This window comes from Leptospira bandrabouensis (assembly GCF_004770905.1).
In the GTDB taxonomy this organism is placed as follows: Bacteria; Spirochaetota; Leptospiria; order Leptospirales; family Leptospiraceae; genus Leptospira_A; species Leptospira_A bandrabouensis.
The window spans coordinates 893,236-918,939 of record NZ_RQHT01000014.1 but is presented as its reverse complement, the minus strand read 5'-3'; the positions used below and the strand labels follow the sequence as shown (position 1 = coordinate 918,939).

The 25,704-nt window shown below is 38.0% G+C and carries 24 protein-coding genes and 4 tRNA genes; 19 read left to right on the top strand and 9 right to left on the bottom strand.

Annotated elements, in window-relative coordinates:
* Nucleotides 1–32: 32 nt before the first annotated feature.
* The 8 genes from EHR07_RS11535 to recR all read left to right on the top strand — a co-directional run bounded on the left by EHR07_RS11535 (nt 33) and on the right by recR (nt 3,955).
* Nucleotides 33–116: transfer RNA gene (locus EHR07_RS11535), tRNA-Ser, on the top strand.
* Nucleotides 117–123: 7 nt separating this feature from the next.
* A tRNA-Ser gene (locus tag EHR07_RS11530) sits at nt 124–210 on the top strand.
* Between the two features lie 392 nt (nt 211–602).
* A tRNA-Arg gene (locus EHR07_RS11525) sits at nt 603–676 on the top strand.
* Between the two features lies 1 nt (nt 677).
* Complete coding sequence (locus EHR07_RS11520; protein ID WP_135745211.1) at nt 678–1,118, top strand: nucleoside deaminase; 441 nt, start codon at nt 678–680, stop codon at nt 1,116–1,118.
* A 45-nt stretch (nt 1,119–1,163) separates the two neighbouring features.
* Nucleotides 1,164–1,250: transfer RNA gene (locus EHR07_RS11515), tRNA-Ser, on the top strand.
* Nucleotides 1,251–1,477: 227 nt separating this feature from the next.
* Entirely contained in the window at nt 1,478–2,983 is a 1,506-nt protein-coding gene (dnaX, locus tag EHR07_RS11510) for a DNA polymerase III subunit gamma/tau (protein ID WP_135745210.1), read from the top strand.
* Nucleotides 2,984–3,003: 20 nt separating this feature from the next.
* Nucleotides 3,004–3,369: a YbaB/EbfC family nucleoid-associated protein gene (locus EHR07_RS11505; protein WP_208739843.1), complete on the top strand. Its 366-nt coding sequence runs from the start codon at nt 3,004–3,006 to the stop codon at nt 3,367–3,369.
* Entirely contained in the window at nt 3,347–3,955 is a 609-nt protein-coding gene (recR, locus tag EHR07_RS11500) for a recombination mediator RecR (RefSeq protein ID WP_135745208.1), read from the top strand. The genes EHR07_RS11505 and recR overlap by 23 nt, the downstream gene beginning before the upstream one ends.
* A 102-nt stretch (nt 3,956–4,057) precedes the next feature.
* Here recR and EHR07_RS11495 read toward each other — a convergent pair whose 3' ends face one another.
* Genes EHR07_RS11495 through EHR07_RS11475 form a run of 5 tightly spaced genes read right to left on the bottom strand, consistent with a single transcriptional unit; the run spans nt 4,058 to nt 10,152 of the window.
* Nucleotides 4,058–5,608, bottom strand: a complete 1,551-nt coding sequence (locus EHR07_RS11495; protein ID WP_135745207.1) for an alginate export family protein — start codon at nt 5,606–5,608, stop codon at nt 4,058–4,060.
* Between the two features lie 5 nt (nt 5,609–5,613).
* Entirely contained in the window at nt 5,614–6,468 is an 855-nt protein-coding gene (locus EHR07_RS11490) for a substrate-binding periplasmic protein (protein ID WP_135745206.1), read from the bottom strand.
* Between the two features lie 42 nt (nt 6,469–6,510).
* Nucleotides 6,511–8,064 carry an OmpA family protein gene (locus EHR07_RS11485; RefSeq protein ID WP_425270295.1) on the bottom strand — a complete coding sequence of 518 codons (1,554 nt, stop codon included), beginning with the start codon at nt 8,062–8,064 and terminating at the stop codon, nt 6,511–6,513.
* A gap of 29 nt (nt 8,065–8,093) precedes the next feature.
* Nucleotides 8,094–9,350, bottom strand: coding sequence for a serine--tRNA ligase (gene serS, locus EHR07_RS11480; protein WP_135745205.1), 1,257 nt, complete (start codon nt 9,348–9,350; stop codon nt 8,094–8,096).
* The gene (locus EHR07_RS11475) at nt 9,343–10,152 is read right to left on the bottom strand and encodes a TatD family hydrolase (RefSeq protein ID WP_208739770.1); all 810 of its coding nucleotides are present in this window, start codon (nt 10,150–10,152) and stop codon (nt 9,343–9,345) included. The genes serS and EHR07_RS11475 overlap by 8 nt, the downstream gene beginning before the upstream one ends.
* Before the next feature lie 105 nt (nt 10,153–10,257).
* On the opposite strand from EHR07_RS11475, the gene EHR07_RS11470 reads away from it, so the two are divergent.
* Genes EHR07_RS11470 through EHR07_RS11455 form a run of 4 tightly spaced genes read left to right on the top strand, consistent with a single transcriptional unit; the run spans nt 10,258 to nt 13,910 of the window.
* The gene (locus EHR07_RS11470) at nt 10,258–11,247 is read left to right on the top strand and encodes a M23 family metallopeptidase (protein ID WP_002972343.1); all 990 of its coding nucleotides are present in this window, start codon (nt 10,258–10,260) and stop codon (nt 11,245–11,247) included.
* Complete coding sequence (locus tag EHR07_RS11465) at nt 11,247–11,600, top strand: bactofilin family protein (protein WP_002972551.1); 354 nt, start codon at nt 11,247–11,249, stop codon at nt 11,598–11,600. Before EHR07_RS11470 ends, EHR07_RS11465 begins: the two co-directional genes overlap by 1 nt.
* 8 nt (nt 11,601–11,608) lie before the next feature.
* On the top strand, nt 11,609–12,079 hold the full coding sequence (locus EHR07_RS11460; RefSeq protein WP_135745203.1) for a YaaR family protein: 471 nt from the start codon (nt 11,609–11,611) through the stop codon (nt 12,077–12,079).
* Between the two features lie 4 nt (nt 12,080–12,083).
* On the top strand, nt 12,084–13,910 hold the full coding sequence (locus EHR07_RS11455) for an ABC transporter transmembrane domain-containing protein (RefSeq protein ID WP_135745202.1): 1,827 nt from the start codon (nt 12,084–12,086) through the stop codon (nt 13,908–13,910).
* On the opposite strand, the gene EHR07_RS11450 is transcribed toward EHR07_RS11455, so the two are convergent.
* The 3 genes from EHR07_RS11450 to EHR07_RS11440 are packed head-to-tail and all read right to left on the bottom strand — an operon-like array spanning nt 13,884 to nt 16,282.
* Nucleotides 13,884–14,780, bottom strand: a complete 897-nt coding sequence (locus EHR07_RS11450) for a ParB/RepB/Spo0J family partition protein (protein WP_135745201.1) — start codon at nt 14,778–14,780, stop codon at nt 13,884–13,886. The two genes, EHR07_RS11455 and EHR07_RS11450, sit on opposite strands and share 27 nt — an antisense overlap.
* 4 nt (nt 14,781–14,784) lie before the next feature.
* Nucleotides 14,785–15,546, bottom strand: coding sequence for a ParA family protein (locus tag EHR07_RS11445; RefSeq protein WP_135745200.1), 762 nt, complete (start codon nt 15,544–15,546; stop codon nt 14,785–14,787).
* Nucleotides 15,539–16,282 (bottom strand): RsmG family class I SAM-dependent methyltransferase, encoded by a 744-nt coding sequence (locus tag EHR07_RS11440; protein ID WP_135745199.1) that lies wholly within the window; start codon nt 16,280–16,282, stop codon nt 15,539–15,541. The genes EHR07_RS11445 and EHR07_RS11440 overlap by 8 nt, the downstream gene beginning before the upstream one ends.
* A 58-nt stretch (nt 16,283–16,340) precedes the next feature.
* On the opposite strand from EHR07_RS11440, the gene EHR07_RS11435 reads away from it, so the two are divergent.
* Nucleotides 16,341–17,066, top strand: a complete 726-nt coding sequence (locus EHR07_RS11435; RefSeq protein ID WP_135745198.1) for a hypothetical protein — start codon at nt 16,341–16,343, stop codon at nt 17,064–17,066.
* Nucleotides 17,067–17,395: 329 nt separating this feature from the next.
* Here EHR07_RS11435 and mnmG read toward each other — a convergent pair whose 3' ends face one another.
* Nucleotides 17,396–19,270 (bottom strand): tRNA uridine-5-carboxymethylaminomethyl(34) synthesis enzyme MnmG, encoded by a 1,875-nt coding sequence (mnmG, locus tag EHR07_RS11430; RefSeq protein WP_135745197.1) that lies wholly within the window; start codon nt 19,268–19,270, stop codon nt 17,396–17,398.
* A gap of 169 nt (nt 19,271–19,439) precedes the next feature.
* Between mnmG and EHR07_RS11425 the strand changes: the two genes are divergently transcribed.
* From EHR07_RS11425 to EHR07_RS11400, 6 genes are all read left to right on the top strand, one after another.
* A complete protein-coding gene (locus tag EHR07_RS11425; RefSeq protein WP_135745196.1) occupies nt 19,440–20,363 on the top strand; it encodes a branched-chain amino acid transaminase in 924 nt (307 codons plus the stop codon).
* 6 nt (nt 20,364–20,369) lie between these two features.
* Nucleotides 20,370–21,302 carry a hypothetical protein gene (locus tag EHR07_RS11420; RefSeq protein ID WP_135745195.1) on the top strand — a complete coding sequence of 311 codons (933 nt, stop codon included), beginning with the start codon at nt 20,370–20,372 and terminating at the stop codon, nt 21,300–21,302.
* Between the two features lie 217 nt (nt 21,303–21,519).
* Nucleotides 21,520–22,845, top strand: coding sequence for a chromosomal replication initiator protein DnaA (gene dnaA, locus EHR07_RS11415; RefSeq protein WP_135745194.1), 1,326 nt, complete (start codon nt 21,520–21,522; stop codon nt 22,843–22,845).
* Nucleotides 22,846–23,091: 246 nt separating this feature from the next.
* A complete protein-coding gene (gene dnaN / locus EHR07_RS11410) occupies nt 23,092–24,210 on the top strand; it encodes a DNA polymerase III subunit beta (protein ID WP_100720475.1) in 1,119 nt (372 codons plus the stop codon).
* On the top strand, nt 24,210–25,313 hold the full coding sequence (gene recF / locus EHR07_RS11405; RefSeq protein WP_135745193.1) for a DNA replication/repair protein RecF: 1,104 nt from the start codon (nt 24,210–24,212) through the stop codon (nt 25,311–25,313). Before dnaN ends, recF begins: the two co-directional genes overlap by 1 nt.
* Complete coding sequence (locus EHR07_RS11400) at nt 25,310–25,633, top strand: DciA family protein (protein ID WP_135745192.1); 324 nt, start codon at nt 25,310–25,312, stop codon at nt 25,631–25,633. Before recF ends, EHR07_RS11400 begins: the two co-directional genes overlap by 4 nt.
* Nucleotides 25,634–25,704 lie beyond the last annotated feature (71 nt).

Below are 25,704 nucleotides of genomic sequence, written 5' to 3'. Positions count from 1 at the left end.
ACTCGCATTTAACATAACGGATAGGTACTCTTGGAGAAGTGGCTGAGTGGTCTAAAGCAGCGGTCTTGAAAACCGTCGTGGTAATCCCACCGTGGGTTCGAATCCTACCTTCTCCGAGTCGCTGGAGACGTGCCTGAGTGGCCGAAAGGAGCGGTTTGCTAAACCGTCGTACGAGCAATCGTACCCAGGGTTCGAATCCCTGCGTCTCCGTTGTTACCGCCATGAATACCGTCCAATTCAAAGACAAAATCCAGAAAATTAAGGCTTACTTACTTACTGAGGAAGCAGCAAAAATTTTTGCTGTATTACCTTTGTATTTTTCTTGGGTTCCTGTCTTTACTTGGAAACGAAGTGTTCCTGAATTTGTGACAGTATGTTTCTATTCGGCAATTAATACTTGTTTATTCTTACTGATCCTTTTCATTGCACAAGTTATCTCCGTTTTACCTTTCGTCGGACTTTACCTGGCTGCGACCATTCACTTAGTTTCCGTACTACTTTATCTAGGAATTTCTGGATTTTTGATTTACTCCATCCGCTTAAAAAAAAGCATAGATATACCCATTCTTTCGGACTGGGTAAAAATGCTTCAGGCATTCATTGCGCCCATAGCTCAACTGGATAGAGTATCTGACTACGGATCAGAAGGTTAGAGGTTCAAATCCTCTTGGGCGCGCGTGGAAGCATTCGAATCGTTTCTTGGCCGCTATACAGAAGCCATTTCTAACCACCCAGAAGAAATTCCCTCTTATTCAGAAATCATCACACGAGATGGAAAACTAGTTTCCACTGCCTTCAATTCCGTCGAACAAACATTAAATCCTACAAAACACAGCGAAATTTTAGCAATCGAAGAGGCTCTTTCGAAAACGGAAGGTCGATATCTTACCGATCATATTTTGATAACGGCTCTCGAACCTTGTTTACTTTGTGCTGGTGCCATTTTGAGAGTAAAAATACCAGAAGTGGTTTATTTTGTTCCGGCAAAGCCAGGGGAAGGAATTTCTTCTTACACAACCGAATCTATTTATTTATTGAATCATTTTCCCAAATGCATCCTTATCCCTAGATCCCACATAAAATTTGAATTTCTGAGTTTTTTCAAAGAGAAAAGGTAGAATTCTTTTGAGCATTTCTTTTTATGGAAGCCAGTAGAAACCATTGGAGAGATGTCAGAGTGGTCTATTGTGCATGCTTGGAAAGCATGTGTGCCAAAAGCACCCCGGGTTCGAATCCCGGTCTCTCCGCCAGGTTCTACACCGATTTCTTTCTATCCTTAGTTCGATTTCCACTCTGATTCGAACTAATGGAAAACCTCTCCCTGTTTTTACTTTAGATTTCCTAAACTTTCCATCTCCCATTTCTGAAGAAAATATCCATAACCTTCATAAATATTTCATTGCCTCCAACATACGAACTTCCAAGATCAAAGTGATTCACCAATTTTTATCTCCTATCTTTTGAAACACGGACTTCCATGAGCGAAAACCACCAAGTACTCTTTCGAAAATACAGACCCCAATTCTTTCGCGATGTAATTTACCAAGACCTTGCTGTTGGTTCCTTACAAAACGCATTCAAATCAAAAAAGATTGGTCATGCTTATATTTTCATTGGCCCTCGTGGTGTTGGTAAAACAACCATCGCAAGAATTTTGGCCAAACGTCTGAATTGTGAACGTCCAGATGGGGTAGAGCCTTGTAACGAATGTACTTCTTGTTTAGAAATTACAAAAGGTATTTCGAATGATGTATTTGAAATCGATGCTGCTTCCAATAGCGGGGTGGATAACATTCGTGAATTACGTGAGAATGTAAAATTCAATGCGATGGGTGGGAAGTATCGCGTTTATATATTAGATGAGGTGCATATGCTGAGCGGAGCTGCTTTTAATGCTCTCCTTAAAACGTTAGAAGAACCGCCAGCCCATGTTGTATTTATTTTAGCTACTACTGAATACCATAAAATTCCAGAAACCATCCTTTCTCGTTGCCAAGACTTTCATTTTAGAAAAGTACCTGTCACAGTTTTACAAAACTATATAGAAACTCTTTGTGAAAAAGAAAACCTAAAGTATGATTCTGAGGGTCTGTTCTGGATCGCAAAAAAAGGGGACGGTTCTGTTAGGGATACACTTTCCTTTATGGAACAAGCTGTTATTTTCACCGATGGCAATCTAACAGGCGTAAAACTTAGAAAAATGATTGGGTATCATGGAATTGATACCTTTACTGATTTTTTAAATCAATTATTAGATTCTACCCAAAGTGCTCAAATTTTTGAAACACTGGAAAATCTTTTCCAAGCAGGAATTGATTTAGGTAAGTTTGTTTGGGATTTTATCGAATTTTTGAATTCTTTACTTCTCATCAAAGATAATTTAGCAGATCGAGAATCCATCAATATCCCACAAGAAGACCTACAAAAATTAAAACAGAATTATCGTGAACTTGATCGTGAAGTCTTAGTCCTGCTTGCGGAACGTATTTTTTCCGTACACGAAAAATTGAATTTAATGAAACTACGAAGTTCCTACGAGATGAAAGTTTATTTAGAAATTCAATTTCGAAAATTGATTTTGGACAGAGAAAAACCAAGTGTATCAGGACTATTAGCAAAAATATCTGAACTCACCAAACTTGTCCAAGGTGATATTTCTCATATCCCTGACAATTTAGAGTCTGCAAAAAAAGTGGTCCCTACCACTGGTGCTTCACAAAAACAAGAACCTGTTACGAGTCCACAACCAGGATTAGCAAAAACAGGTTCGGAAAAACCAATAGAAAATCGGGAATTGGAAACAAAACCTCCTACACAGACAAAAACAAATTTGGATGTGGAGATAAAACAGACTTCAGAACCAAAACCGAATCCTCCTAAACCAACAACCACAAGCCCTGCAAGTCCAGAAGATATGGAAAAACTTTTGAAAGAAAAGTTCTCTGGAATGGAAGTTGATCCCAACCAATTTAAGAATTTATAAGTCCAAAGGTACGTATGGGAATTTTTGATCAAATGAAACAAATGCGAGAAGCTTTCTCGCAACTCGGCAATATCAAAGAAAAACAAGAAGAACTTTCGAAACGTCTCGCACAGATTCGAGTCACTGCCTCTGCTGGTGCAGGGATGGTAGAAGTGACAGCATCTGCAGATGGTACACTCACTAACCTCAATATCAATCCCATCATGTTTAATGCAGATGATAAAAAGATGTTAGAAGATTTAATCCTCTCTGCCACAAACGAAGTGCAAAGAAAAGCAAAAGAAGCTATGGCTCATGAAATGAAAAATGTTCTCGGTTTCAATCCTAGCGACTTCGAAGGTGTTTTCAACCAAATCCAAAAGGATGGAGGATTTCCTCCTGTCTGATCCACAATTTCAAAAACTAATCCAATCCTTTTCTAGCCTTCCTGGAATTGGAAAAAAAAGTGCGACAAGAATTGGATTTCATATTCTGCGAATGGATCCTTCTACCTTTCGTGCTTGGTTGTCAAATATTGAAGAAGCAAAAGCGAAACTTCGATTTTGTGATGAATGCGGTGGACTTACAGAAGATCCAGTTTGTTCTATATGTTTGTCTGATAGAAGAGACAACGGAATACTCTGCGTTGTCGAACAACCAGAAGATATTTTCTTTATTGAAAACACAAAAGAATACGTTGGTAAGTACCATGTCCTCAACGGTGCCATTTCTCCTTTAGATGGAATTGGTCCCGATCAACTTAGAATTCGCCAACTAATCCAGAGATTAGAGGATGGAGGAATCAAAGAAGTTTTGATCGCAACTAACCCAACTCTCGAAGGAGACGCAACAGCGTCTTATCTTTCAACTGTGATCAAACCAATGGACATTAAAATCACAAGGATTGCTCATGGGATCACCATTGGTGGCACTTTGGAATATTCTGATCAATACACTTTGGGAAAAGCCATTAAATCAAGGCTCACACTTTAAACTGAATTTAATTATTCTAAAGAAGGGAATCAGTAATTATTTTTTCCAAATCAATTCCGACGGTTATTCATTACAAAAATTTATACAGAATTGGACAAATATCTAAAATCGATGTTCGAATACAATAAATCCTTCTCTGAGTACTCTTCCATATTTAGAATCTAACAATACAAATAAGGCATCGCCAGCCACAAAATAACCTGATCGAAATATAATTTGGAAATCGGCAGTAACGTTATAACGAATATTGAAATTATATTCCATACCCATATAAGTGGATGTTCTATAACCATTTCTTTCACTAAACTCTCGGTTAATTCGAATTTCCGGTGACTTGGTTGCCCATAATTGATAATAACCTAAAGTAAATTGGTAAGGTCCAAAAGCAATTATGTTGGAATAAAAACCATATTCGTTTAATCCAGAAAAACTAGATCCGTTGAATAATGCGTAACCCCCTGTGAAGTCAGTTGCAATGTTGGAAATGGAAAACCCTGGTGCTAAAGTTCTATATCCATTTCCTTTTAAATTTGCTTCATTTCCTTTTTCGTCATAACCTGGTCTTCCAGTCGTACCAAGAGCTATTAAATTAAAATTTAAAGACTCACTCCAACGGTAGGTAAATTGAAAATCATACATACCTCCCTTGATAAAATATCTTTGAGTGTTATTATAGATAGTTATGTCGTTTGTATCAGTTACAGGTCGTAATTTTTTTACAGTACCAGTATTAAAAATTCCATGTACGATAAAGGAAAATTTTTGGAAATTAAACTCGTTGTGCAATCCATACCATGCAAGTCTTGCTGTTTCATTATCCGACTTATCATTATCATCCAAAAAGTAGGCGTAAACTTCATTTCGAATATTTCTAAAGTATTCAAATTTCAAACGATTGTAATAGATATTTGATGTTTGATAATTTTTATCAGCAAAACCGTTTTTATCAACATCCATAAAACTTTGATCGCGTGCTCGTAAAATTCCACCTTCTAATGATAAACGCAGAAATTGGAAATTTTTTAAAATACTAACACCTGTTCCGGTGGAAAACAAAACCCGGCCTTGCGCAGAGCTAAAAAGTTGTTGGCCAACTTTGATAAAAAGTCCTGATTCAGGGATACGAAAATTTAAATATAAAAAGTTTGTCTGCACGTTTACCGCTGCAGTTCTACCTCTTTCACCACCGGAACCAGGTCCAACCAAACCAGGATCAAAACCATCCGGCCCCGTTGCTCGAAGCCCTTTTCCGCCAAAGGGAATATCACCAACTTGCATCCCCCAAATTCCTTCCACATATTTGTTTGCGGAGAAACTCATATTGTATAAAAACCGCGAATCATAATAACTCACGTCTTCTTTTCTACGTGAGATTTGGCTTGGTAGACCTTGTTGCCTTCGTTGCAAATCTGATTGTATTGTTTCTTGTTCTTTTTCTTGCTGCTCCGCATTTTCCTTTTCTAAATTTGTAATTGGAGTTACAGGAGTTTTTCTTTCTAATAAAACATCTCGACCTACATTCGTTGCACGAACCCTAAAAGATCCGTTAAAATTCATAGAAGATCTTTGGGATTCCTCTTCTTGTGCAATCAAAACACCAAAGGGGATTAAAAGAAAAATGAAATAATAGAAAAATAAATTACGTAACGACATTGAGTTTATTCTTTTTTAACCCACTGATTTGATTTGAAATATTTGTTTATCAAACCTTGAATTTTTCCTGTACGTTTTAATTCTTTAATAAAGAAATTTAAGTTATAAAGAAACTCAATGTCTCTTTTTGCTGTTGCCATACTGATATGGTCTTCTTGCACAACTCCCAAAATAGGTAGATAGTTTGCTCTCAATGAAGAATCTTTTTGTAATAGAGCTTGAATATAAAACGAATCAGCAACAAATGCGTTTACATTGTTTTTCTTTAATTCATTTAAAGCTGCTTCGTTTGTAAAATAAGAGAAAATTTGAGCTTTCGGAAAAGCTTCTCGTAAAAACGAATGGTTTGAACTGTTAGCTAATACGGAATAGGAAATTCCAGTAATGTTTGTTAGGTCATTTAAATTACGAAACAATTGGACAGTAACAATTTGCCCTTCCGGTTCAGGTGGTAGCGCGGTTCGATTCACCAAAGCGGCCGGGGTTGAGATTAAATATGGATCGGTGAAATATACATCTTTAAATCGATTTATCGAAGAAGATATTCCAGCCATGGCAATTTGTGTATCACCTTTTTCTAACATTCGTGCATGTTGATCAAAAGTTCTAAGCGGAATGATTTTTAAATCTACATCTAAAAATTTTGCATACTCTTGTGCAAGTTCTACATCTAATCCTGGAAAATTTGGATTTGGACTTTCGATATAAAATGGATCATAAAATTCATTTACAGAGACAGTTAAAGTTTTGGTTTTTCTAATTTTTTCCAAAACTTGACTCGGCTCACCTGAAATAGAAGCGGTGAAAAATGCCCAAAGGGATACAAACCCAATGTATTGGATCCTTAAAAGAGGTGACATCCCCATTACCTTTTCTTCGGAAATGGAAACGGCAAGGAAAAATTAAGGATCAATTAGGACAAATTCGGTTCGACGATTTTTTTTAGAAGAGGACTCATCTGTACCTTGGACCATTGGTTGGGTTGGCCCTTTGCCTTCTGTCAAAAGTCGTTTTGGATCTACACCTTTAGAGACTAAATATTGTTTAACGGAATCGGCCCTTTCTTTTGAAAGAACCATATTGTCCTCAAAGGTGCCTGTTAAATCAGTATGCCCAATAATTTTCATTTTTTTATCGGAATTTTCATGTAGATAGTCAACAATTGCATCCAAGGAAACAGATGATTCAGGTTTCAAAACGGAAGAGGCTCTTTCAAAATAGACAGAATCTAAAGAGATTTTTTTCGTTTCTTCCAGTTTCTTTTGTACGATGTTTTCTTGCTTCGGAACAGATGCAGTAAAAAGATCAAATGACCTTCCATCCACTCGGCGACAAAACAAAAAAGTTTTTTTCACCTGCTGAAAAATAATGTAAGCTTCGTCTTCGCCTGAGTTGATAGGATCACCTAAATTCTCTACATCCGTAAACGAATCCCCATCTATCTTTGCCATATATAAATCAAAACCTCCGTAACCTCCAGGTCGATTGGAGGAAAAGAAAAGAATTGTTCCGTCATCATTAAAGGCAGCGGCGATTGTCGCATAATTATCATTAATAGGCGATGGTAAAAGTTTAGGTGCAGACCATTTCTCTCCTTTATACTGACTAAAGTATATTTTTGCCAAATTTGGTTTTCCAAATGGATATCTGGTAAAAAGTAAAGTATCTCCAAGTAAATGAGGATTTTCTTCTATATCGTCCGTGTTAATCGGAGCAGGTAATGCCACAGGTTTACTCCAATTTTTTCCATTCCAATTTGAAACATACAAATCTCTGGAAATTCCAACCTTTCCATCGGGTAACATTACTTCTACGGAACCATCTCGATTGGATGATAAAAGTAGAGTTTTTCCATCCCTGGAGATAAATGGACTTTGGTCATCAAAAGGGGAATTTAAAACATCCACTTCTTCCGGAAAATCCCATGTTCCATCCTTTTTCCGTTCCGATTTAAAAATCTCCGTATAACCACGATTAGATCTCTTTGAATAAAAATACAAAGTTTTGGCATCTGGAGTCATCGTTGGAGCAAATTCTTGAAATTCAGTATTGATTGGTCCTTGGATCGGAGCCACAACCAAACTTGGTTCGCTAGGTAGCACTTGAGAAGCAATTGGTAGTGAGAAAAATATACAAAGGTATAGAATGGTGATTTGACGAGAAAATTTAAAATGAAATAGAGATTTAAAAATCCAAAGCATTTCATGGAAAATCATTTTGTAAATTAACGAATCACGCACATTACCCAGATGGCTGCTGCTATTAGAAAAAAAATGACGAAGGAGATATCTGTTATTCGCATAACCGCCATTTATCGTGTTTTCTCCGTTGGAGGCATATTCCCCCGAACAAAGCGAGTATCTGCATTGCGTATAAACACCCAGCTTGACAAATACTGATTGACGTAAATTTATTTTTTTATTCTTGAATGTCTGGGATATAAGAGAGAAGGGCATTTGACACCTCGGTCATCTGCCCTAAATTACTAACGAATGTAAGGTTTTAATACATCCGGAATTTGGAAGGTACCATCCGCTGATTGGTAATTTTCGATCACTGCGGCGAGTGTTCGACCGATTGCAAGACCGGAACCATTCAGAGTATGGACGAGCAGGTTTTTTCCTTCCTTTGACTTGTATCGAATTTTTCCCCGTCTGGCTTGATAGTCTTTGAAGTTAGAAACAGAGGAAATTTCCATAAAACGTCCAAGTCCCGGCATCCAAACTTCAATGTCGTAGGTTTTGGAAGAGGCACTGGACATATCCTTACTACAAAGTAACATCACACGGTAGGGAAGTTTTAACTTTTGCAAAATGGATTCAGCATCTTGGAGCATTTTTTCGTGTTCGCTTTGTGAAGTTTCCGGTTCTACAAACTTCACAAGTTCCACTTTTTGAAATTGGTGAACTCGCACTAGACCACGTGTATCACGGCCGTAAGATCCAGCTTCTCTTCGAAAACAAGAAGTATGTGCACATACGGAAATGGGTAATTCTTTTTCTGAAATAATTTCATCCCGGTAATAATTGGTAAGCGGAACTTCTGCGGTTGGAATCAAATTGAGTCCGTCTTTTTCCAATCGGTAAAAATCATCAGCAAATTTGGGAAGTTGGCCTGTGGCAGTCATTGACTCGTCATTGACTAGAACCGGAACCCACATCTCTTCATACCCATTTTCAGAAGTATGAGTATCAAGCATTAGATTCATGAGCGCTCTTTCTAATTTGGCACCAAGTCCTCGGTATGTGTAAAATCTAGCACCAGAAAGTTTTACGCCGCGTTCGAAGTCAAAAATTCCCAAAGCCTCACCGATATCAAAATGAGTTTTGGCTTCAAAGGAAAGTTTAGGAACTTCTCCCCACTGACGCACAAGAACATTATCTGCTTCCGATTTTCCTTCTGGGACAGAAGGATCGAGTAAGTTTGGAAGTCCTAAATTCAATTCATGTAAAGATTCTTCTTCCTTTGTCAGTTCTTCTTCTATCGCTTTGATTCGATCTCCAACAACTTTCATGGAAGCGGAAATTTCTGTGATGTCTTTGCCTTGTGATTTTTGAATTCCAATTTCTTTTGAAACTCGGTTCCTTTCGGCACGAAGGTCTTCCACTTCTAATTTCAGTTTTCGTTGTTTCTCTGAGACTGATTTAATTTTTGCTTCAATGTCTGTAGAAGTAACACCTCGTTTTTGTAAGGTGGTAAGTAACTCTTCAGGGTTTTGAACAATACGGTTGATATCAAGCATGGTGATAAGCCTTTCTTTGTGTGAATTTTAGTGAATTTTGATAAATGCGATCTGCTACTTCAGAATTTGTTTCTGTACGTAAAGAAAACATTTTTTCAAGAACAAATGGTAAATGGGAAGAATCATTTCGTTTGCCTCGATGTGGCATTGGCGATAAAAATGGCGCATCAGTTTCTATAAGAATTGTTTCCAAAGGAATTTTTCGTGCTGCTTCTTGAATATCTGTTGCTGATTTAAAAGTAACAATTCCCGAAAAAGAAACATAGTAACCTAAATCCACAAACCGTTTGGCTGCTTCATAATCATAAGTAAAACAATGAATCACACCAAACGCTTTGGATTTATATTCTTTTAATGCTTCGTAAGTATCTTCAAAAGCATCACGAGAATGAATCACAACTGGTAATTTGTGTTCGGAGGAAAATTCTAAAAACTTTCGTAACACATCATTTTGCGCAAGTCGTGTGCTTGCATCATGATAGAGATCGACACCAATCTCACCTATTGCCGAAAATTTTGGATCTTCCATTCGGGATTTAGCTAAATCTAAAATTTGATCTGCATTAGGAAATTCATGTGTTTCCGTAGGATGACATCCTATGGAATAAAAAATCTCTAAATCCTCTTTCGAATGAGTTTCAGAAATACGAACAGCTTCCATAGAACTTGGTAAATCGATTCCGATTTGAACCATCCGGTCTACTCCAGCCATTCGGGATTTCGCCAGAGTTTCTTCAATCTCTTGGCCTTGTTCCCGAATTATGTCTAAGTGGCAATGAGTGTCAATGCTCGAATATCCCATAAATAGCAAGATTTGTAATTTCCACTGGATGAAAATGAAAATTCAATCGAAAGATATAGTGGGTACGATAAGTTTTGTTTAAATAGTCGAAGGTCTAAAAAGAACGTGGAAGTAAAACAAAGACTACATTTAATTTTTTACCGATTAAGGTATAAAGTCCAGGAATGGAAGCTTAAGTTATCCCAACGTTACGAGGATCTCGACAAAAAAGGTCGTGAACGTCTGACAATTATGGTCATTCCTCACACCGATCGCAAAACAATTAACTTTGTTATCTCTTACAAAGCCATTTCTATCTTCATCGGGATCATGGTGATCCTTCTTGTGATCAGTGCTGTGAACGTTCTTTCACATAGTGGGTCCATCCACCAACTCACAGAACTCAATTTAACTAACAAAGACTTTATCAGACAATCTTCCAAGATGAAAGAAGAGGTTAACTCTCTTCACGAAACCATCCAATATTATTACGAAAGAATTTCTAACCTCTATATCAAACTTGGTGGAGATCCTTCTCGTGTTTCCAAAGGGATGGGTGGGCAAGCGGGACAATTTCTCGCATTACAAGGAACACCTCAGTCCGACATCACGGATGAATCCTTTCGCATCAAAGAAGACATTCACAATCTAAAATTATCTTCTGAACTTTCTGAAGAGATTATCAAACTCATCAAAAAAAGAAAGAGCATCATTCGTAATACTCCATCGATCTGGCCAACAAAAGGGTATGTATTATTTCCTTTTGGAAATTATATTTCGCCTGTGACTGGAAAAGAAGAAATAAACAGAGGATTGGACATTGGATCCTTTCCCGGTGCAGAAGTCATCGCTACCGCACCAGGTATTGTATTTGATACTGGATACTCACCGGCAACAGGATACTACGTAAAATTATCACACCGATTTGGATGGAAAACCATCTACTCCAACTTGGATCGAATTCGCGTTAAGAAAAACGAAAAACTCTCCAAAGGTGACATCTTAGGTTATGTTGGAAAATCTCCTGAAAATCCGATTTACCATCTTCATTATGAAGTACATGTTGGTACCCAAGCGTTGAATCCGTTTTCGTTTCTCAACCAAATTCAAGAATAATGTCCAATCCATCTACAGAAGAAGAATTTTTAGTTAATAGCATCATTGGGGAAGGAGCCGAGTTTGTCGGTGAATTCAAATTTCCAGGCCTTATTCGTATCGATGGAAAATTTCGAGGAGTCCTTGAAACCACCGGAAAGGTACTTATCGGAAAATCAGGAATCGTCGATACAGATATCAAAGCACGAGTGGTTGTTGCCGGTGGAGAAATTCGCGGTAATATCTATGCAACAGAACGAGTTACATTACTTTCTAGTTGTCGATTGGAAGGAGACATTGTCACTCCTCGCCTCATTGTTGAAGAAGGTGTAGTGTTTCACGGAAAATGCACTATTAATCCCACTCGTCATTAGGCGGGTTTATGATCATCCAAAACAACAATCCTAAGTCGGTATCCACACCGACCAAAAAAGGATCCAAAGATAAACTCGCAGGTTCGTTCGCACCAGTGGATGAATCCAAACAAAGTTTTTTAGAAATCCTAGAATCCATAGTTCCGGCAGGAAAAGAAGAAACTAGAGAACTAAATGAACTATGGAAAGATTTGCCAGATTTAGAAAAGGAACTCATCAAAGATCCCAATCATAAAAACCTCGAATCCTACAAAAAACATATCAAACAAATTGCCGAACTCATCCTTAAAAAAAACTACAAGGTAATGCAGGCGCCCCAACGCGGACGAAATGACCAAAAAGATGTACGATATGTCAAGGTTGTGGATGAAAAACTGGATCTTTTGGCAAAAACCATGTTTTCACCCAATAACAGTGCTTTCGTGATTTTGAAACAATTAGATGAAATCAGAGGTCTACTTATTGATCTAAAAGGATAATTCTTTGCAAACACCTGACCGACCTAAGTCAAAAAATCTCCGTGTCCTCTCTAAAACCTTTTCCTATTTAAAACCTTACAGATTCCAAATGGTCCTTTCCTCACTGGCTCTGCTTTTTACAGCAGGAGTGACTTTGGGGCTAGGGCAGGGATTACGCCATTTGGTGGATGCAGGATTTTCGGCCAGATCCAAACAAGAATTAGGTTACTCACTTGCCTTCATTATTGGAGTGGGAATTTTTCTTGCGATCGGAACTTACATTCGTCACTACACGGTTTCTTGGATTGGCGAACGTGTTGCCTCGGATATTCGAAGAGATGTATTCAAACATATCATCTTCATCCATCCAAGTTTTTTTGAACTCAATTCTCCGGGTGAAATCCAATCGCGGATCACAACAGATACCACACTCATCCAAACTGTGATCGGATCTTCTGCATCCATTGCCCTTAGAAATGTTTTGATGTTTGTAGGTGGAATTATTTTTCTTTTTATCACCAATGCAAAACTCACGATGATTGTTCTCTTTAGTGTTCCTTTCATTGTGTTCCCAATTTTGTTCTATGGAAAAAAAGTAAGGAATTTATCCCGTACCACTCAGGACAAAATTGCGAGCATTGGAACTTACGTCAGTGAATCTCTTCTCAATATAAAAATCTTACAATCCTTCCACCACCAAGAAGAAGACATTGAAAAATTTTCTCATACTGTTGAAGCAGCTTTTGATGTGGCCGTGGCTCGCATCAAACAAAGAGCTCTTCTCATAGCAGCAGTCATTTTATTCATTCTTACTGGAATCAGTGTGATGTTATGGATTGGCGGGACAGATGTACTCGAAGGTAAAATTACCGGTGGGGAACTCATCGCGTTTTCTTTTTATGCGATCATGGTTGCCAATAGTGTGGGTGCTGTTTCTGAAGTTCTCGGCGATTTGCAAAGGGCCGCTGGTGCCACCGAACGATTGATGGAACTTCTTTTATTTGAATCAGAAATCAAGGATCCAAAATTCCCAAAACCAATTGCAGATGTATTACATCCAGCAGAAGGGAATGGATCTTTATCCCTCAACGTTGCTTCCAGCCAGAAGGGATTAAAAATCAATTTGGACCATTTGGAATTTTCATATCCCTCTCGTCCGGAACACAAAGCCATCAGAGGAATTCATTTAGAAATTCCTGCCAACAAAACCACAGCTCTTGTTGGTCCCTCTGGTGGTGGAAAGAGTACACTCTTTGAACTCATCCTCAGATTCTATGATCCCACCGCAGGAAAAATTCTTATCGAAGGTGTGGATCTTACAGAATTGGCTTTAAAAGATTTAAGATCTCTCATTGGATTTGTTCCTCAACAACCCATTCTCTTTAGCGGTACTTTGCGAGAGAACATTGCTTATGGAAAACCAAATGCAAGTTTTGAAGAAATCGAGAAGGCTGCGGCCAGTGCTTATGTTACGGAATTTTTAAACCAACTACCGAATGGGTATGATACCAACTTAGGGCATTTAGGAACAAGACTTTCCGGCGGACAAAAACAAAGAATCGCAATTGCAAGAGCCATCCTTCGCAACCCGAGAATTCTTTTATTAGATGAAGCCACCTCGGCCCTTGATTCAGAATCAGAACAAATGATTCAGCAAGCTTTAGATTTTTTAGTGAAAGAAAGAACAACCATTATGATTGCTCACAGACTTTCCACTGTCGTAAAATCGGATCAAATTGTGGTAATTAAAGAAGGGGACATTGAGTCCGTCGGAACCCATGACGAACTCATTCGAAAAAGTGAATTGTATGAGCGACTAGCGAAACTACAGTTTCACACCGAGCTGCTCTAAAATTCTTTCCATGTCATTTAGGTTGGCGTAAGAAAAAACAATTTTCCCTTTTCCATTAGTTTCATTGTGCGTTACTTCCACTTTGGAACTATATTTGTTTCTGAGTTTGGATTCTAATTTTACGATACTTGCATCTCGTTTATCAGGTCCAGTGGAAGTGGACTTAGATTTTTTATCAGGATGTAAAAGATTGGAAACATAGTTTTCTACCTCTCGAACATTCCATCCTTCCGCAATTACTTTCTGACCCACTTCCAATTGTTTTTTAGGATCGGGAATCGAGAGAAGGGGGCGGGCCTGTCCTTCTGAAAGTTTTCCTTCCTTCACTAAGTCTTGTAATAATTTAGGAAGAGAGAGAAGACGAATTAAGTTAGAAATAGTAGCTCGGTTCTTTCCCACACGAGTCGCAAGATCTGTTACCTTTAACCCTCGTTTGTCGATAATGGCTTGGTAAGCCAAAGCCTCATCCATTGGATTGAGGTTTTCTCGTTGGATATTTTCAATGAGGGCAAGTTCCATCATATCGGCTTCGGATAGGTCGCGAACTATCGCAGGAATTTTTGCAAAGCCAGCAAGTTTGCAAGCGCGTAGTCTTCTTTCTCCCGCCACCAAAAGAAATCCTGAACCCGAAGGATTTTTTTGTACAACGATAGGTTGGATCACTCCATGTTCCGTGATGGTATTGGATAACTCTTGGATGGATGCATCAGAGAATTGTTTTCTTGGTTGGTGTGGGTTTGGTAAAATTTCTGTGACTTTAATTTCTCTTAGACCGGTTTGTTCCTCTTTAGAAATCTCAACGTTGTTTTCATTTACAGGAATTAAATTCCCAAGTCCTCTTCCTAAAACTTTACCTTTGCCGAGTGCCATAACCTTATGCCTTCCCTACAATTTCTTCCGCTAAACTTTTATAACTTTTTGCACCCACACCATCTGGATCATAGTAGTTGATCGGTTTTCCAAAAGAGGGTGCTTCTGATAATTTTATATTTCTTGGAATGACAGTTTCATAAACTTTCTCTTTGAAATAGTTTCTTACATCTTCAGCAACTTGGTTTGCTAAGTTGGTGCGTTTATCATACATCGTGAGAAGTACTCCTTCTAGTGCGAGGGATGGATTCCATTGTGACTGCACGAGAGAAATAATTCGCATGAGCTGCGACAATCCTTCCAGCGCAAAGTATTCTGTTTGCAAAGTGATCATCACCGACTGAGAAGCACAAAGAGCATTGATGGTAAGAACACCAAGAGAAGGTGGGCAATCGATTAAAATATAATCATAAGATTCTTTCACAGAAGCCAAAGCATCTTTCAATTTGAATTCCTTTCTTTCCATTCCCAGGAAATCCACTTCCAATCCAGAGAGGTTGATGTTGGAAGGAATGATATCCAAATTGTTTACGAAAGTTTTTTGCACTGCTTCTCTTGCAGAGAGTTCCCCAATCAAAACTTCATAGGTAGTTTTTTGCAAAGACTGAACTTCCAACCCGAGTCCAGAACCGGAATTCCCTTGTGGATCGATATCAAGGAGCAAAACTTTTTTTCCCAAATCAACAAGATTGGATGCCAAGTTTATCGCTGTTGTCGTTTTACCGACTCCACCTTTTTGATTACTGATAGAAACAATTTTACCCATTCTTGCTTTTCGTCTCCTTTACGATTTCTTTCCAGTCACGAGGGAATCCCTTTTTGGGAAGGGAATTCTTTTGTAGTATTTTTATATGTCTCTTTCCCACAAACTCTAATTCGGGAATGGGAATTTCTTTTTTCATAAAGAACCCATTGTTACTTAATACCTCTGTTTCTTTTTCTAGATCCTGGTAGGGTTGTGCAAGGAAGGGACATAAGATTCCTTTTTGTTTTACCATTCGTGTTGTGACTTCCGCAATGTAAGGATAAGGAACCATTGCTCTTGAAGTGACAACATCAAAATTGGAACTGATTTCTTCTGTTCGTGCGTAGATAAAGTCCACTCGCTTTTTGACTTTGGAAAGACTTCCTGTTTCGATTTCTGTTTCAAGAAGTGCGAGCTTTCGTTTTTGAGAATCCACGAGAAAGACATGTGGTGCTTTTTTTAAGAGAGCAAAAAGAAAACCAGGTAGACCCGGCCCTGTTCCTACATCGGCTACATTTGTTTCACGTGAAACATATCCGGTTACTTTCAGTTTCCACACAAAGATCAGAGATTCTATAATATGTCTCTCTAGAATCTTTTCTGAATCATTTCGAGAAAAGAATCCTCCTTTCTCGTTGTCTCGTTTGAGAAACTCATAAAAGTTTTTCACTAATTCCCAATCAAACTCTGGCTCCAACTTAGGAAACAAATCAGGAATGATGGTTTGGATTTCTTCTTGGATCGTTTTTTCTGACATAATCTCGTTATCGTTTTAAATGAATTCGCCGATGTCTCCTGTAGGAGAACTCTTTTCCATGATTCGAATCATTAGTTTTTTAATCATCCTTTCCTTTCCCATTTTAGGTTACACTCCGGGCAAGTGGTCCCACAAAGATGCTTACCTATTTAAAAAAGTAAAAAAAGTTCCGAACAAAGAGATCGTCCGTAACGGCGAGGGTCAGGTTGTTTATGTCGCGGAATATGAATACAACAGTGACGGAAAATTAATCACCGAAACTTATTCTGATAAAGAGGGGAAGGGAGACGGAAAAACTACTTTCCGTTATACAGATGGTTTGCTCTCGAGCGAAGAAGTTTATGATAATGGCGGACACTTAGTTGAAAGAAAGGATTTCCAATTCAAAGGTCGAGCTCTGAAGAAAATGAATGTAAAAGATGGCGAAGGGAGATTACTGATTGTTTATTCGATTGAGAGTGATGGCGAAGGAAATGTATTTGCTGCTGAAGGCAAAAACTTAGAAACCAAGGACAATGAATCTTTCCGATTTCAAATCGATCCTAAACGTCCGAATGTTCAAATTCAATATCTCACTGATGACAAAAAGAAAGGTCTTGGTGAAATCCATTTCAAGTTTGATACAAAAGGAAACTTAGTCGAAAGAGAATTCTTCCAAGGTGACACCCGCCGTGTGCACAAACTGAAATACAAAGCTGATGGAAGTTTGGAGTCCCATTCGTTTCACGTGAAACAAGGGGAAAACTGGATCCTCGAAAAGACCCATGTGCTTGTCTACGATTAGATAGATTTTCAAAAAGATTGTAAGGATCGGTCTAGTAATCAAAGGTTCAAATTCGGTAATTTAAAAACAAAGAATGTTAAGTATTGATCTTAAAAGACTCTCAAAGTAATTGAGCGAAAGGTTTATCTGGATTCAAAGTTTGGTTTCAGATAGTTAAAAGTTCGGGTCATTAGTCTTTCAAAAATCTGCCTTTGAGATTCTATAATGCACCTCAAAAGCTTTTTAAATTGCGAAGATCGATTCGAAGAAATCCAAAAATAAAAAAAGCCAAGAAGGAATATCCATCTTGGCTTTTTGATTTTAAGGAAGGTTCGGCGTTTGTTTTTTAGTTATCGTCTATCCACCAAATGATAGAGCAGAAGATCCACATCGGAAGGATCCACACCTGATATATGAAGAGCATTTTCTAAATTCATAGGTCGATGTTTTTCTAACTTTACTACGGCTTCTGTTTTGAGTCCTTTCACACTAGCGTAATCAAAATCATTCGGAATCTGAAAGTTTAAAAACTTCTTACGGTATTCAATCGTTTCCAACTCTCGTTTTAGATAACCTTCGTATTTGATTTCCATCTCCAAAACTGCTTTTTCATCTTCATTTAAAATGGAGAGTTCAGAGACCATAGGCTCAATGTCTCCAATTTTGATATCAGATCGTTTCAAAAACGAAGCAACTGTGTGACCAAATTTATAATTGGTGATCTTCTTTTCTTCCAGGACCTTCGTAAGTTCGTCGGATGGTTTCATTGCCGTCACAAACATTTGTGTTTTGATTTTATCGATCCGAGCATAACGATCTTTCATTTCTCTAAAGAGTGACTCATCAACAAGTCCCATCTCATATCCATATTGCATCAGTCTTTGGTCAGCATTGTCTTGGCGAAGGAGTAGGCGATATTCGGCTCGGCTTGTGAACATTCGGTAAGGATCTTCCACACCTTTATAAACCAAATCATCCACAAGAACTCCGATGTAAGATTCACTTCGTTTGAAAAGAATCGGCTCTTCTTTTCTTACAGAACGAATCACATTATATGCAGCAACAAGTCCTTGTGCCGCCGCTTCTTCATAACCAGTGGTTCCATTGATTTGACCTGCATGATAAAGACCTTTTACTTTTTTAGTTTCGAGTGTTGGATTTAGTTCTGTCGGATCTACAAAATCATATTCGATAGCATAACCCGGACGCATGAGTTCTACTTCTTCCAAACCTTTGATACTTCGAAGAAACTTCCATTGCACTTCCTCAGGCAAACTTGTGGAAACTCCATTGAGATACATCTCGTTGGTTTCATATCCTTCCGGTTCGATAAAAATTTGGTGACGGTCTCTTTCTGCAAACCGAACCACCTTATCTTCAATTGAAGGACAATACCTTGGGCCAATACTTTTGATCTGACCCGAATACATCGGTGAGAATTCTAAGTTTTGTTTGATGAGTTCATGAGTGGTATCGTTGGTGTAAGTGATGTAACAAGGAATTTGTTTGCGATCAATCTTACTAGTTGAAAAGGAAAAGGGGCGTGGGTTCTCATCACCATCTTGTACATCGAGTCCATCAAAGTTGATAGAATTTTTATGAACACGAGCCGGAGTACCTGTCTTTAATCTTCCGAGTCGCAATTCAAAACGAGCCAGTGTATGTGAAAGTCCTTTGGTTGTAGGTTCCCCAATTCGACCTGATTCTTTTTGGTAAGTTCCAATATGAATCACACTCGAAAGAAAAGTTCCAGTGGTTAAGATCACATGGTTTGTATAAAAAGTAAAACCACGACCGGTGATCACACCAGTCACTTGGTTTCCTTCCACAATTAAATCTTCTACGGTGTCTTGTCTGATAGAAAGAGTTTTTAATTTTTCCAACTGATGTTTGATCATAAGTTGGTATTGTTTTTTCTCAGCTTGTGCACGCGGAGCCCAAACGGACGGACCTTTCGATGTGTTTAACATCTTAAATTGAATTCCCGTTTGATCAATCACCCGACCCATGAGTCCACCGAGTGCATCCACTTCTCGAACCATATGTCCTTTGGCAATTCCACCGATGGCTGGGTTACAACTCATCTGTCCGATGGTATCCAAGTTCATCGTGATGAGTAAAGTTTTGAGTCCTGCTTTCGCAGAAATATAAGCAGCTTCAGTTCCGGCATGTCCGGCTCCGACAACTATACAATCAAATTGGTTGGGATAAAAGGATGGATTCATATTATGTCTTCTTAGTGATTCAGTTCTTATAAAAAAGCGAGGGAGAGAGATTAGAGAATCTACTCCTTAGAACGATATCAAAATCATCGGCCTAAGCTTCGAGAGAAAAAAAGATAAAATTCATTTTCTAATTTTGAAACTCCAGAAGATTGGAGTGATAGGAATCTCAATGGCTCAGAATTCATTCCCTTATACATACTTCGAAGGAAAAATCGTTCCTTCCGAGGACGCAAAAGTCAGTGTCCAAACCCATGCATTACAATATGGGACAGGCGTCTTCGGTGGAATCCGTGGATACTACAACGAAGCTAAAAAAAATCTTTATGTCTTCCGATTGCCAGACCACTGCAAACGACTTGTGAACTCTACAAAGATCATGCAGTTGCAAATCCAAATCACACCGGAAGAGATCCAATCCATCATCTTGGATCTCCTTCGAAAAAATGAAGCCAAACAAAATGTATACTTAAGACCTTTCATTTATACTTCTGCCTTACAACTCTCACCAAGGTTCCATGATGTAAAAGCAGACATCACCATTTATGCATTGAAGTTGGATGATTACCTCGATACACAAAACGGACTAACCACTATGGTTTCCTCTTGGCAAAGATTTTCTGATAACCAAATTCCAACTCTTTCCAAAGTGAGTGGTGGGTATGTGAACTCAGCTCTTGCCAAATCAGAAGCCGTTCAAAATGGAATGGATGAAGCTATCTTTTTAGATGCGAGAGGATTTGTATCAGAAGGTTCTGCAGAAAATCTTTTTATTGTTCGTGATGGAGTGATTCATACACCAACCATTCCATCTTCAATTTTAGAAGGGATTACTCGTCGTAGTATCATTCAAATTGCAAAAGACCTAGGTTACCAAGTAATCGAAAGAGACATTGCACGTTCCGAACTTTATATCGCTGATGAATTATTTTTTTCGGGCACAGGTGTACAAGTGGCTTGGGTGAAAGAAGTGGATCGTCGTGTGATCGGTAATGGGAACATCGGACCCATCACTAAAAAAATCCAATCCATCTTTTTTGAAGCAGTTCGTGGAGAACAACCGAACTATATGAATTGGCTGACTCCGGTATACTAAAGACCAATGGCCGATGCTTTGTTTTCATTCGACCAAGTTTCAGGCCAAGATGTAGCACTGACTTATCTAAAATCTTTTTTAAAAGATAGGTCACGAATTCCTGGATCTATTATTTTTTACGGACCCGATGGAGTGGGGAAGTGGACAGCAGCAGAAAGATTTGCAAGACAACTCCTTTGTTTAGAAGGAACCTCTTGTGGAGTTTGTGATTCCTGTCGCCAATTCATGAAAGGAGTCCATCCCGACTTCATTCAATTTCCCAGAAGAAAAAACATTGCCATCGGAAAAGAAAAAGATCCAGAAGACTTTACCATTCGTTGGTTGTTATCAGCTCGGATTCCATTCAAACCACATACTTCCGAATATCGTGTTGTATTATTTCCTGAAGCAAATCGAATTAATAACGAAGCAGAAACAACTCTTCTAAAAACTTTAGAGGAACCCCCTCCTCACACAAAGTTCATTCTCATCGTAAACGATTTAAAAAACTTAAAACCAACCATAGTGTCTCGTTCGGTTTGTGTTCCCTTCAATTATCTCACACAAGATGAAATCAAAAAGATTCGTAGAAATGAAATGACCGAATCCAAACTTTACTATGGTGGATCCCTCAACCCTTTTGAAATCTCTGATGAGTTTTTGGAAGAGTGGCATGAGAATGTAAGAGAACATTGTCACGATTCGATTTTACTTTTTAAGTTGGAAAACTGGGTGCGTGACCAACTCGGAGAATTTCGATCTAATAAAGAAGGACTTACTGGAATAGATTTTTTAGAGATGATTTGTTTATTACTACTTTATGAGTACAGACAAAAAAACTTTGAAGCCAATGTAGGAAGGATCGAAGCCATCTTAGATTTTAAAATGAAACTACATTATGAAATTCCTGCACTGGAGTATGTTCTTTTATCACAATTATTTTTACGTTTAGCCACATAGTCATAAAAAGCCGATTGTTAACGCAATACTAATGATTTAAATAAAGAACACCTAACACAAATTACAAGGAAATTATCAGTCAAATCAATTAAGGGACATAATTTTTTTATTCGGTTCGACTATTTTTTCTAGTTTGGATCGTTTTCCGATTTTTCATTTGAATTCTACCTACTTGCTAAAAGTATAGTACCCGATTTCACATTTAGGGCGGGGAAACTTGGACAGACGTTGGGAAGAAATTTTAGAAGAAATATCGAAACAGATACCTCCCAAGTACTTTTCCAATTTCATTGCACCACTCAAATTTGAAAAATGGGACAACCAAGTGGTTCACTTGACGGCCCCCTCCACGGGAATCAAACGCCACGTGGAAACAAAGTATACAACTTTCATTGAAGACGCCGTTTATCAAGTAGTAGGTGATCGTTTTCGTGTTTCTATTTTAGCGGAATCAGAAACTTCTACACAAATTTTAAAAGAAGTCATCCAATCCAAATTTGATGAGTCTGACTCAGATCTAAATCCAGAATTCATTTTTAGCAATTATATCACTTCTGATTCCAACCGCATTGCTTATACAGCCGCAAAAAGTGTAGCAGAACAACCGGGAAAATACAATCCATTGTATATCTTTGGACCTGTGGGTGTAGGTAAAACACATCTATTACATGCCATAGGAAATGAGATCAAAAAGAAAGATCCATGGAAAACGGTTCGGTATGTAAATAGTACCTCTTTTTTAAATGAGTTTATTTTTACCGTTCGTCAGAACAATCGTGAGTCACTCGAATCTTTCAAAATTCGATACCAGTCATATAATGTTTTACTCTTCGATGACATCCAATTTTTGAATGGCGGTGCTGAAAAAACCCAAGAAGAGTTTTTTGCTCTCTTTAATTTTCTATATGACAGAAAACGCCAAATTGTCATCGCCTCCGATAGACCGAGTTACGAACTTCCGTTACACGAAAGGTTAAAATCTCGATTTGTGCATGGTCTTCAAGCCGATGTCAAATCCCATGATCTGGCACTTCGCATTGAACTTTTACGAACCAATTTTTCCGAATTCAATATTCCTGCCAGTGACAAACTCCTTCATTGGCTTGCCGAACGATTGGAAGGCGATTCAAGGGCGCTCATTGGAATTGTAAATGATTTGGTTTTGTACAAAAAGGCTTATGAATACTTTTTGCTTACGGAAGAAAAAATTCAGGAGATTGCAGAAGCTCGTTTTCTCACGAATAAAAAGCGAATTGGGTTCAGTCCCGACATGGTCATTGATCTTGTCTGTGAACGAACCAATGTCGCTCGTAAAGATTTACTTGGAAAGAGTCGAAAAGCGGATTTTATCCCACCCAGACATCTTTGTATGCTCCTCCTCCATGATGTACTCCATGTTCCGAAGGCACAAATTGGAAGAATTTTTTCGACCACTCATTCTACCGTCATCCACGGCATTGATAAATTCAAAGAAAGAATGAAAACAGAATCCCAGTGGGAAGACCTATTTCATAGCATCAAACACAAGATAAGTTTCCAATAACCTGTGATTAATCCGACCATTACCTGTCGATAAACCGTCGATAGGACATAGTCAGTCCTTATTGTCTCTTAAATTTTCCATGTCCTGTTCAAAGTGACATAAATATTGACAGTTGCAAAAAGGAAAAAACCTGACATAATTCAATAAAAATTGATGTTTCCAGGCTTTATCGACATACTGACAGAACCAACGGAAACGACATAATATATATAATGATATATAATATAAATAATAAGAAGAGGAAAAATGAAATTCACTGTCAATACTACAGAATTCCTAAAAGCAATCAACTCAGTGGATGGAGTCATCTCTGTTAGAGAAATTAAATCAGCTCTCTCCAATCTTAAAATCCAAACTGGTGAGAATGAAGTGTATCTTTCTGCGACTGATCTTGAGATCGCAATTAAAACTTCGGTTCCTTCCACCATTGGAGAAAAGGGTACGGCATCGCTTCCCGCAAAACAGTTATCGAGTATTTTTAAAAATTTAAACTTTGATACAAGTTTACTCACTACCACTGACCAATCAGAAAACTCAGAGACAACCATCACTGATGCTAGTGGTAAGATGGACACAAAGTTCAAAGTGAATGGGATTGATTCAGAAGATATAAAAACCATTCCAAAAGTGGATGAGGCAAGTGTGGTTGAATTTCCTTGCCAAACGATTCGTGAAATGTTTCGTAAAACTTCTTATGCGATGGCGATTGAAGAAACTCGTTTTGTTTTTAATGGTCTCTTTTTAAAACCAGACAACACAGATTTAATTGTTGTTGGCACGGATGGACGTCGTCTTTCTAAAATTGTTCGTAAGTTTCCAAAACAGTTTCCATTTAAAAATGGTGTGATCATTCCTCATAAAGCAGTTCGAGAAATGCTTAAGATGATGGAAGGAAAAGAAACTGCAAAGATTGGTTTTGTAGAAGAACAAATTTATGTTTCTTCTGGAAACGTAGAACTTCTATTTAAACTCATTGATGGAAATTTTCCTGACTACGAACAAGTGATTCCAAAACAAACTTCAGAATCAGTTCGTGTGGTAAAAGCTGACTTCTTAACTTTTTTGAAACAAGCTTTGATTTCTGCAGAAGAACCTTCGAAACAAATTCGTTTGGCATTTACTAAAGGAAATGTGAATATCAGTTCTTCCAATCCTGGAACCATGATGTTTGATCACAATATGCCAATTGAATACAATGGGGAAGCAATCACCATTGCGTTCAAAGGTGATTATTTGAGTGATGTGGTAAAAGCTGTGGATGACCCAGAAGTGATTCTAGAATTCACAACATCTAGTGCTCCTGTATTATTTAAGGATCCATCGGATAGCGACTTTGTTTCTGTCATTATGCCAATGAAACTTTAATGTTTCTAAAGAAAATTTACATAAAGAATTTTCGCAACCACGAAGAAACTCAGTTAACATTCAAATCACGTCTTATCTTTTTTATTGGAAACAATGGGGAAGGTAAGACAAACCTTCTCGAATCGATTTCACTTCTTTCCTATTTAAAAAGTTTTCGTGAATCAGACCAAAACCAACTCCTTCGTTGGGATACAAAAGATACATTCATTCGTGCTGAGTTTGAATCAGAAAATAATGAGTATTTATTTGAATATGGAATTGAACATTCCTATTCCAAACGAAAGAAACTGAAAGTCAACGGAGAGGAGTTTAAAAAAATCTCTGACTATGTAGGATACTTTCGTTCGATTGTGATGAGTCCACCTGATATCCTTATCATAGAAGATGGGAATGTAGAACGTCGCCGTTTTCTTGATGCCTTTATATCATCCACTAATCGGTATTATTTAAAACAACTCATTGAATATGATCGTTTGATCAAACAAAGAAACGCGGCTTTGAAAAAAGAAAATTCTTCCGATCGGGAAATAGGAATTTGGGATGAACCTATCATCCAACATGATGCGGAAATTCGAGAAATTCGGATGAAGACAATTGAAACCTTAGCCGGTTACTTTCATAAAAATTTACAACAGTTAAGTTCTGGAAAAGATCCCTTCTTTTTAACTTACAAACCCAATATCGCATCCAAAGAGGAACATAGACAAAAACTAACCGATAATCTGCGAAAGGACAGAGCGATCGGTTATACGAGTTGCGGGAATCATCGGGACACACTTCCGATTGGATTTGATGATAAAGATTTGAGTGGGTTTGGATCCCAAGGCCAAAAACGAAGTGCGGTGATTGCTTTGAAAACCGCCTGTTTCCAGATGATCCGTGATACAACGGGAGAAGCTCCTGTCCTACTGATTGATGATATCATTCGGGAACTGGATGTCAAAAGAAGAGAATACTTTGTGAATTTGATTTCAGAATGTGGACAGGCATTTTTTACCACGACTGATTTAGAAGGAATTCATGAATATGTAGGTAACCTAACAGTTGATAAAGAAATTTACCAAGTGGAAGCCGGAAAAGTAAAGGTGTTTTCAGAGAAATGAAAAAAGTCGAACTCTCAGAACTTTTCCAAAGTTTAGAAAAACTGGGTATGGATAGGGAAGCTGTCTTTCGGGACCAAATTCTGAAAACTATACGACTTCGTTGGAACGAGATTGTAGGGGATTATTTTGGGAAACAAAGTTTTCCGAAATCCATTGAAGGAAAAAAACTCACAGTTGTTTGTCGACACTCCATGATTTCCCAAGAATTGGAGTTCCAAAAAACAGAAATTTTAACAAAAGCAAATGCAATTACGAACCCAGTTTTATTGGAAAAAATTCAATTTAAAACTGGAAACGAATTCCAAAATCCCAGGTCTTAAGTCACTTAAATCACCCCGATTTCACTTGCCCTTCGAGGGTCTTTCTAGGATACTTCCTATAGGGTATCTTA

Coding starts and splice junctions, on each gene's coding strand:
- EHR07_RS11485 (WP_425270295.1), bottom strand. CDS start 8,064: ATGCCCTTCTCTCTTATATCCCAGACATTCAAGAATAAAAAAATAAAT.
- serS (WP_135745205.1), bottom strand. CDS start 9,350: ATGCTTGATATCAACCGTATTGTTCAAAACCCTGAAGAGTTACTTACC.
- recR (WP_135745208.1), top strand. CDS start 3,347: ATGGAGGATTTCCTCCTGTCTGATCCACAATTTCAAAAACTAATCCAA.
- EHR07_RS11495 (WP_135745207.1), bottom strand. CDS start 5,608: ATGTCGTTACGTAATTTATTTTTCTATTATTTCATTTTTCTTTTAATC.
- EHR07_RS11475 (WP_208739770.1), bottom strand. CDS start 10,152: ATGGGATATTCGAGCATTGACACTCATTGCCACTTAGACATAATTCGG.
- EHR07_RS11465 (WP_002972551.1), top strand. CDS start 11,247: ATGTCCAATCCATCTACAGAAGAAGAATTTTTAGTTAATAGCATCATT.
- EHR07_RS11420 (WP_135745195.1), top strand. CDS start 20,370: ATGGCCGATGCTTTGTTTTCATTCGACCAAGTTTCAGGCCAAGATGTA.
- EHR07_RS11450 (WP_135745201.1), bottom strand. CDS start 14,780: ATGGCACTCGGCAAAGGTAAAGTTTTAGGAAGAGGACTTGGGAATTTA.
- EHR07_RS11440 (WP_135745199.1), bottom strand. CDS start 16,282: ATGTCAGAAAAAACGATCCAAGAAGAAATCCAAACCATCATTCCTGAT.
- recF (WP_135745193.1), top strand. CDS start 24,210: ATGTTTCTAAAGAAAATTTACATAAAGAATTTTCGCAACCACGAAGAA.
- EHR07_RS11490 (WP_135745206.1), bottom strand. CDS start 6,468: ATGTCACCTCTTTTAAGGATCCAATACATTGGGTTTGTATCCCTTTGG.
- EHR07_RS11445 (WP_135745200.1), bottom strand. CDS start 15,546: ATGGGTAAAATTGTTTCTATCAGTAATCAAAAAGGTGGAGTCGGTAAA.
- dnaX (WP_135745210.1), top strand. CDS start 1,478: ATGAGCGAAAACCACCAAGTACTCTTTCGAAAATACAGACCCCAATTC.
- EHR07_RS11400 (WP_135745192.1), top strand. CDS start 25,310: ATGAAAAAAGTCGAACTCTCAGAACTTTTCCAAAGTTTAGAAAAACTG.
- EHR07_RS11460 (WP_135745203.1), top strand. CDS start 11,609: ATGATCATCCAAAACAACAATCCTAAGTCGGTATCCACACCGACCAAA.
- EHR07_RS11425 (WP_135745196.1), top strand. CDS start 19,440: ATGGCTCAGAATTCATTCCCTTATACATACTTCGAAGGAAAAATCGTT.
- mnmG (WP_135745197.1), bottom strand. CDS start 19,270: ATGAATCCATCCTTTTATCCCAACCAATTTGATTGTATAGTTGTCGGA.
- dnaN (WP_100720475.1), top strand. CDS start 23,092: ATGAAATTCACTGTCAATACTACAGAATTCCTAAAAGCAATCAACTCA.
- EHR07_RS11435 (WP_135745198.1), top strand. CDS start 16,341: ATGATTCGAATCATTAGTTTTTTAATCATCCTTTCCTTTCCCATTTTA.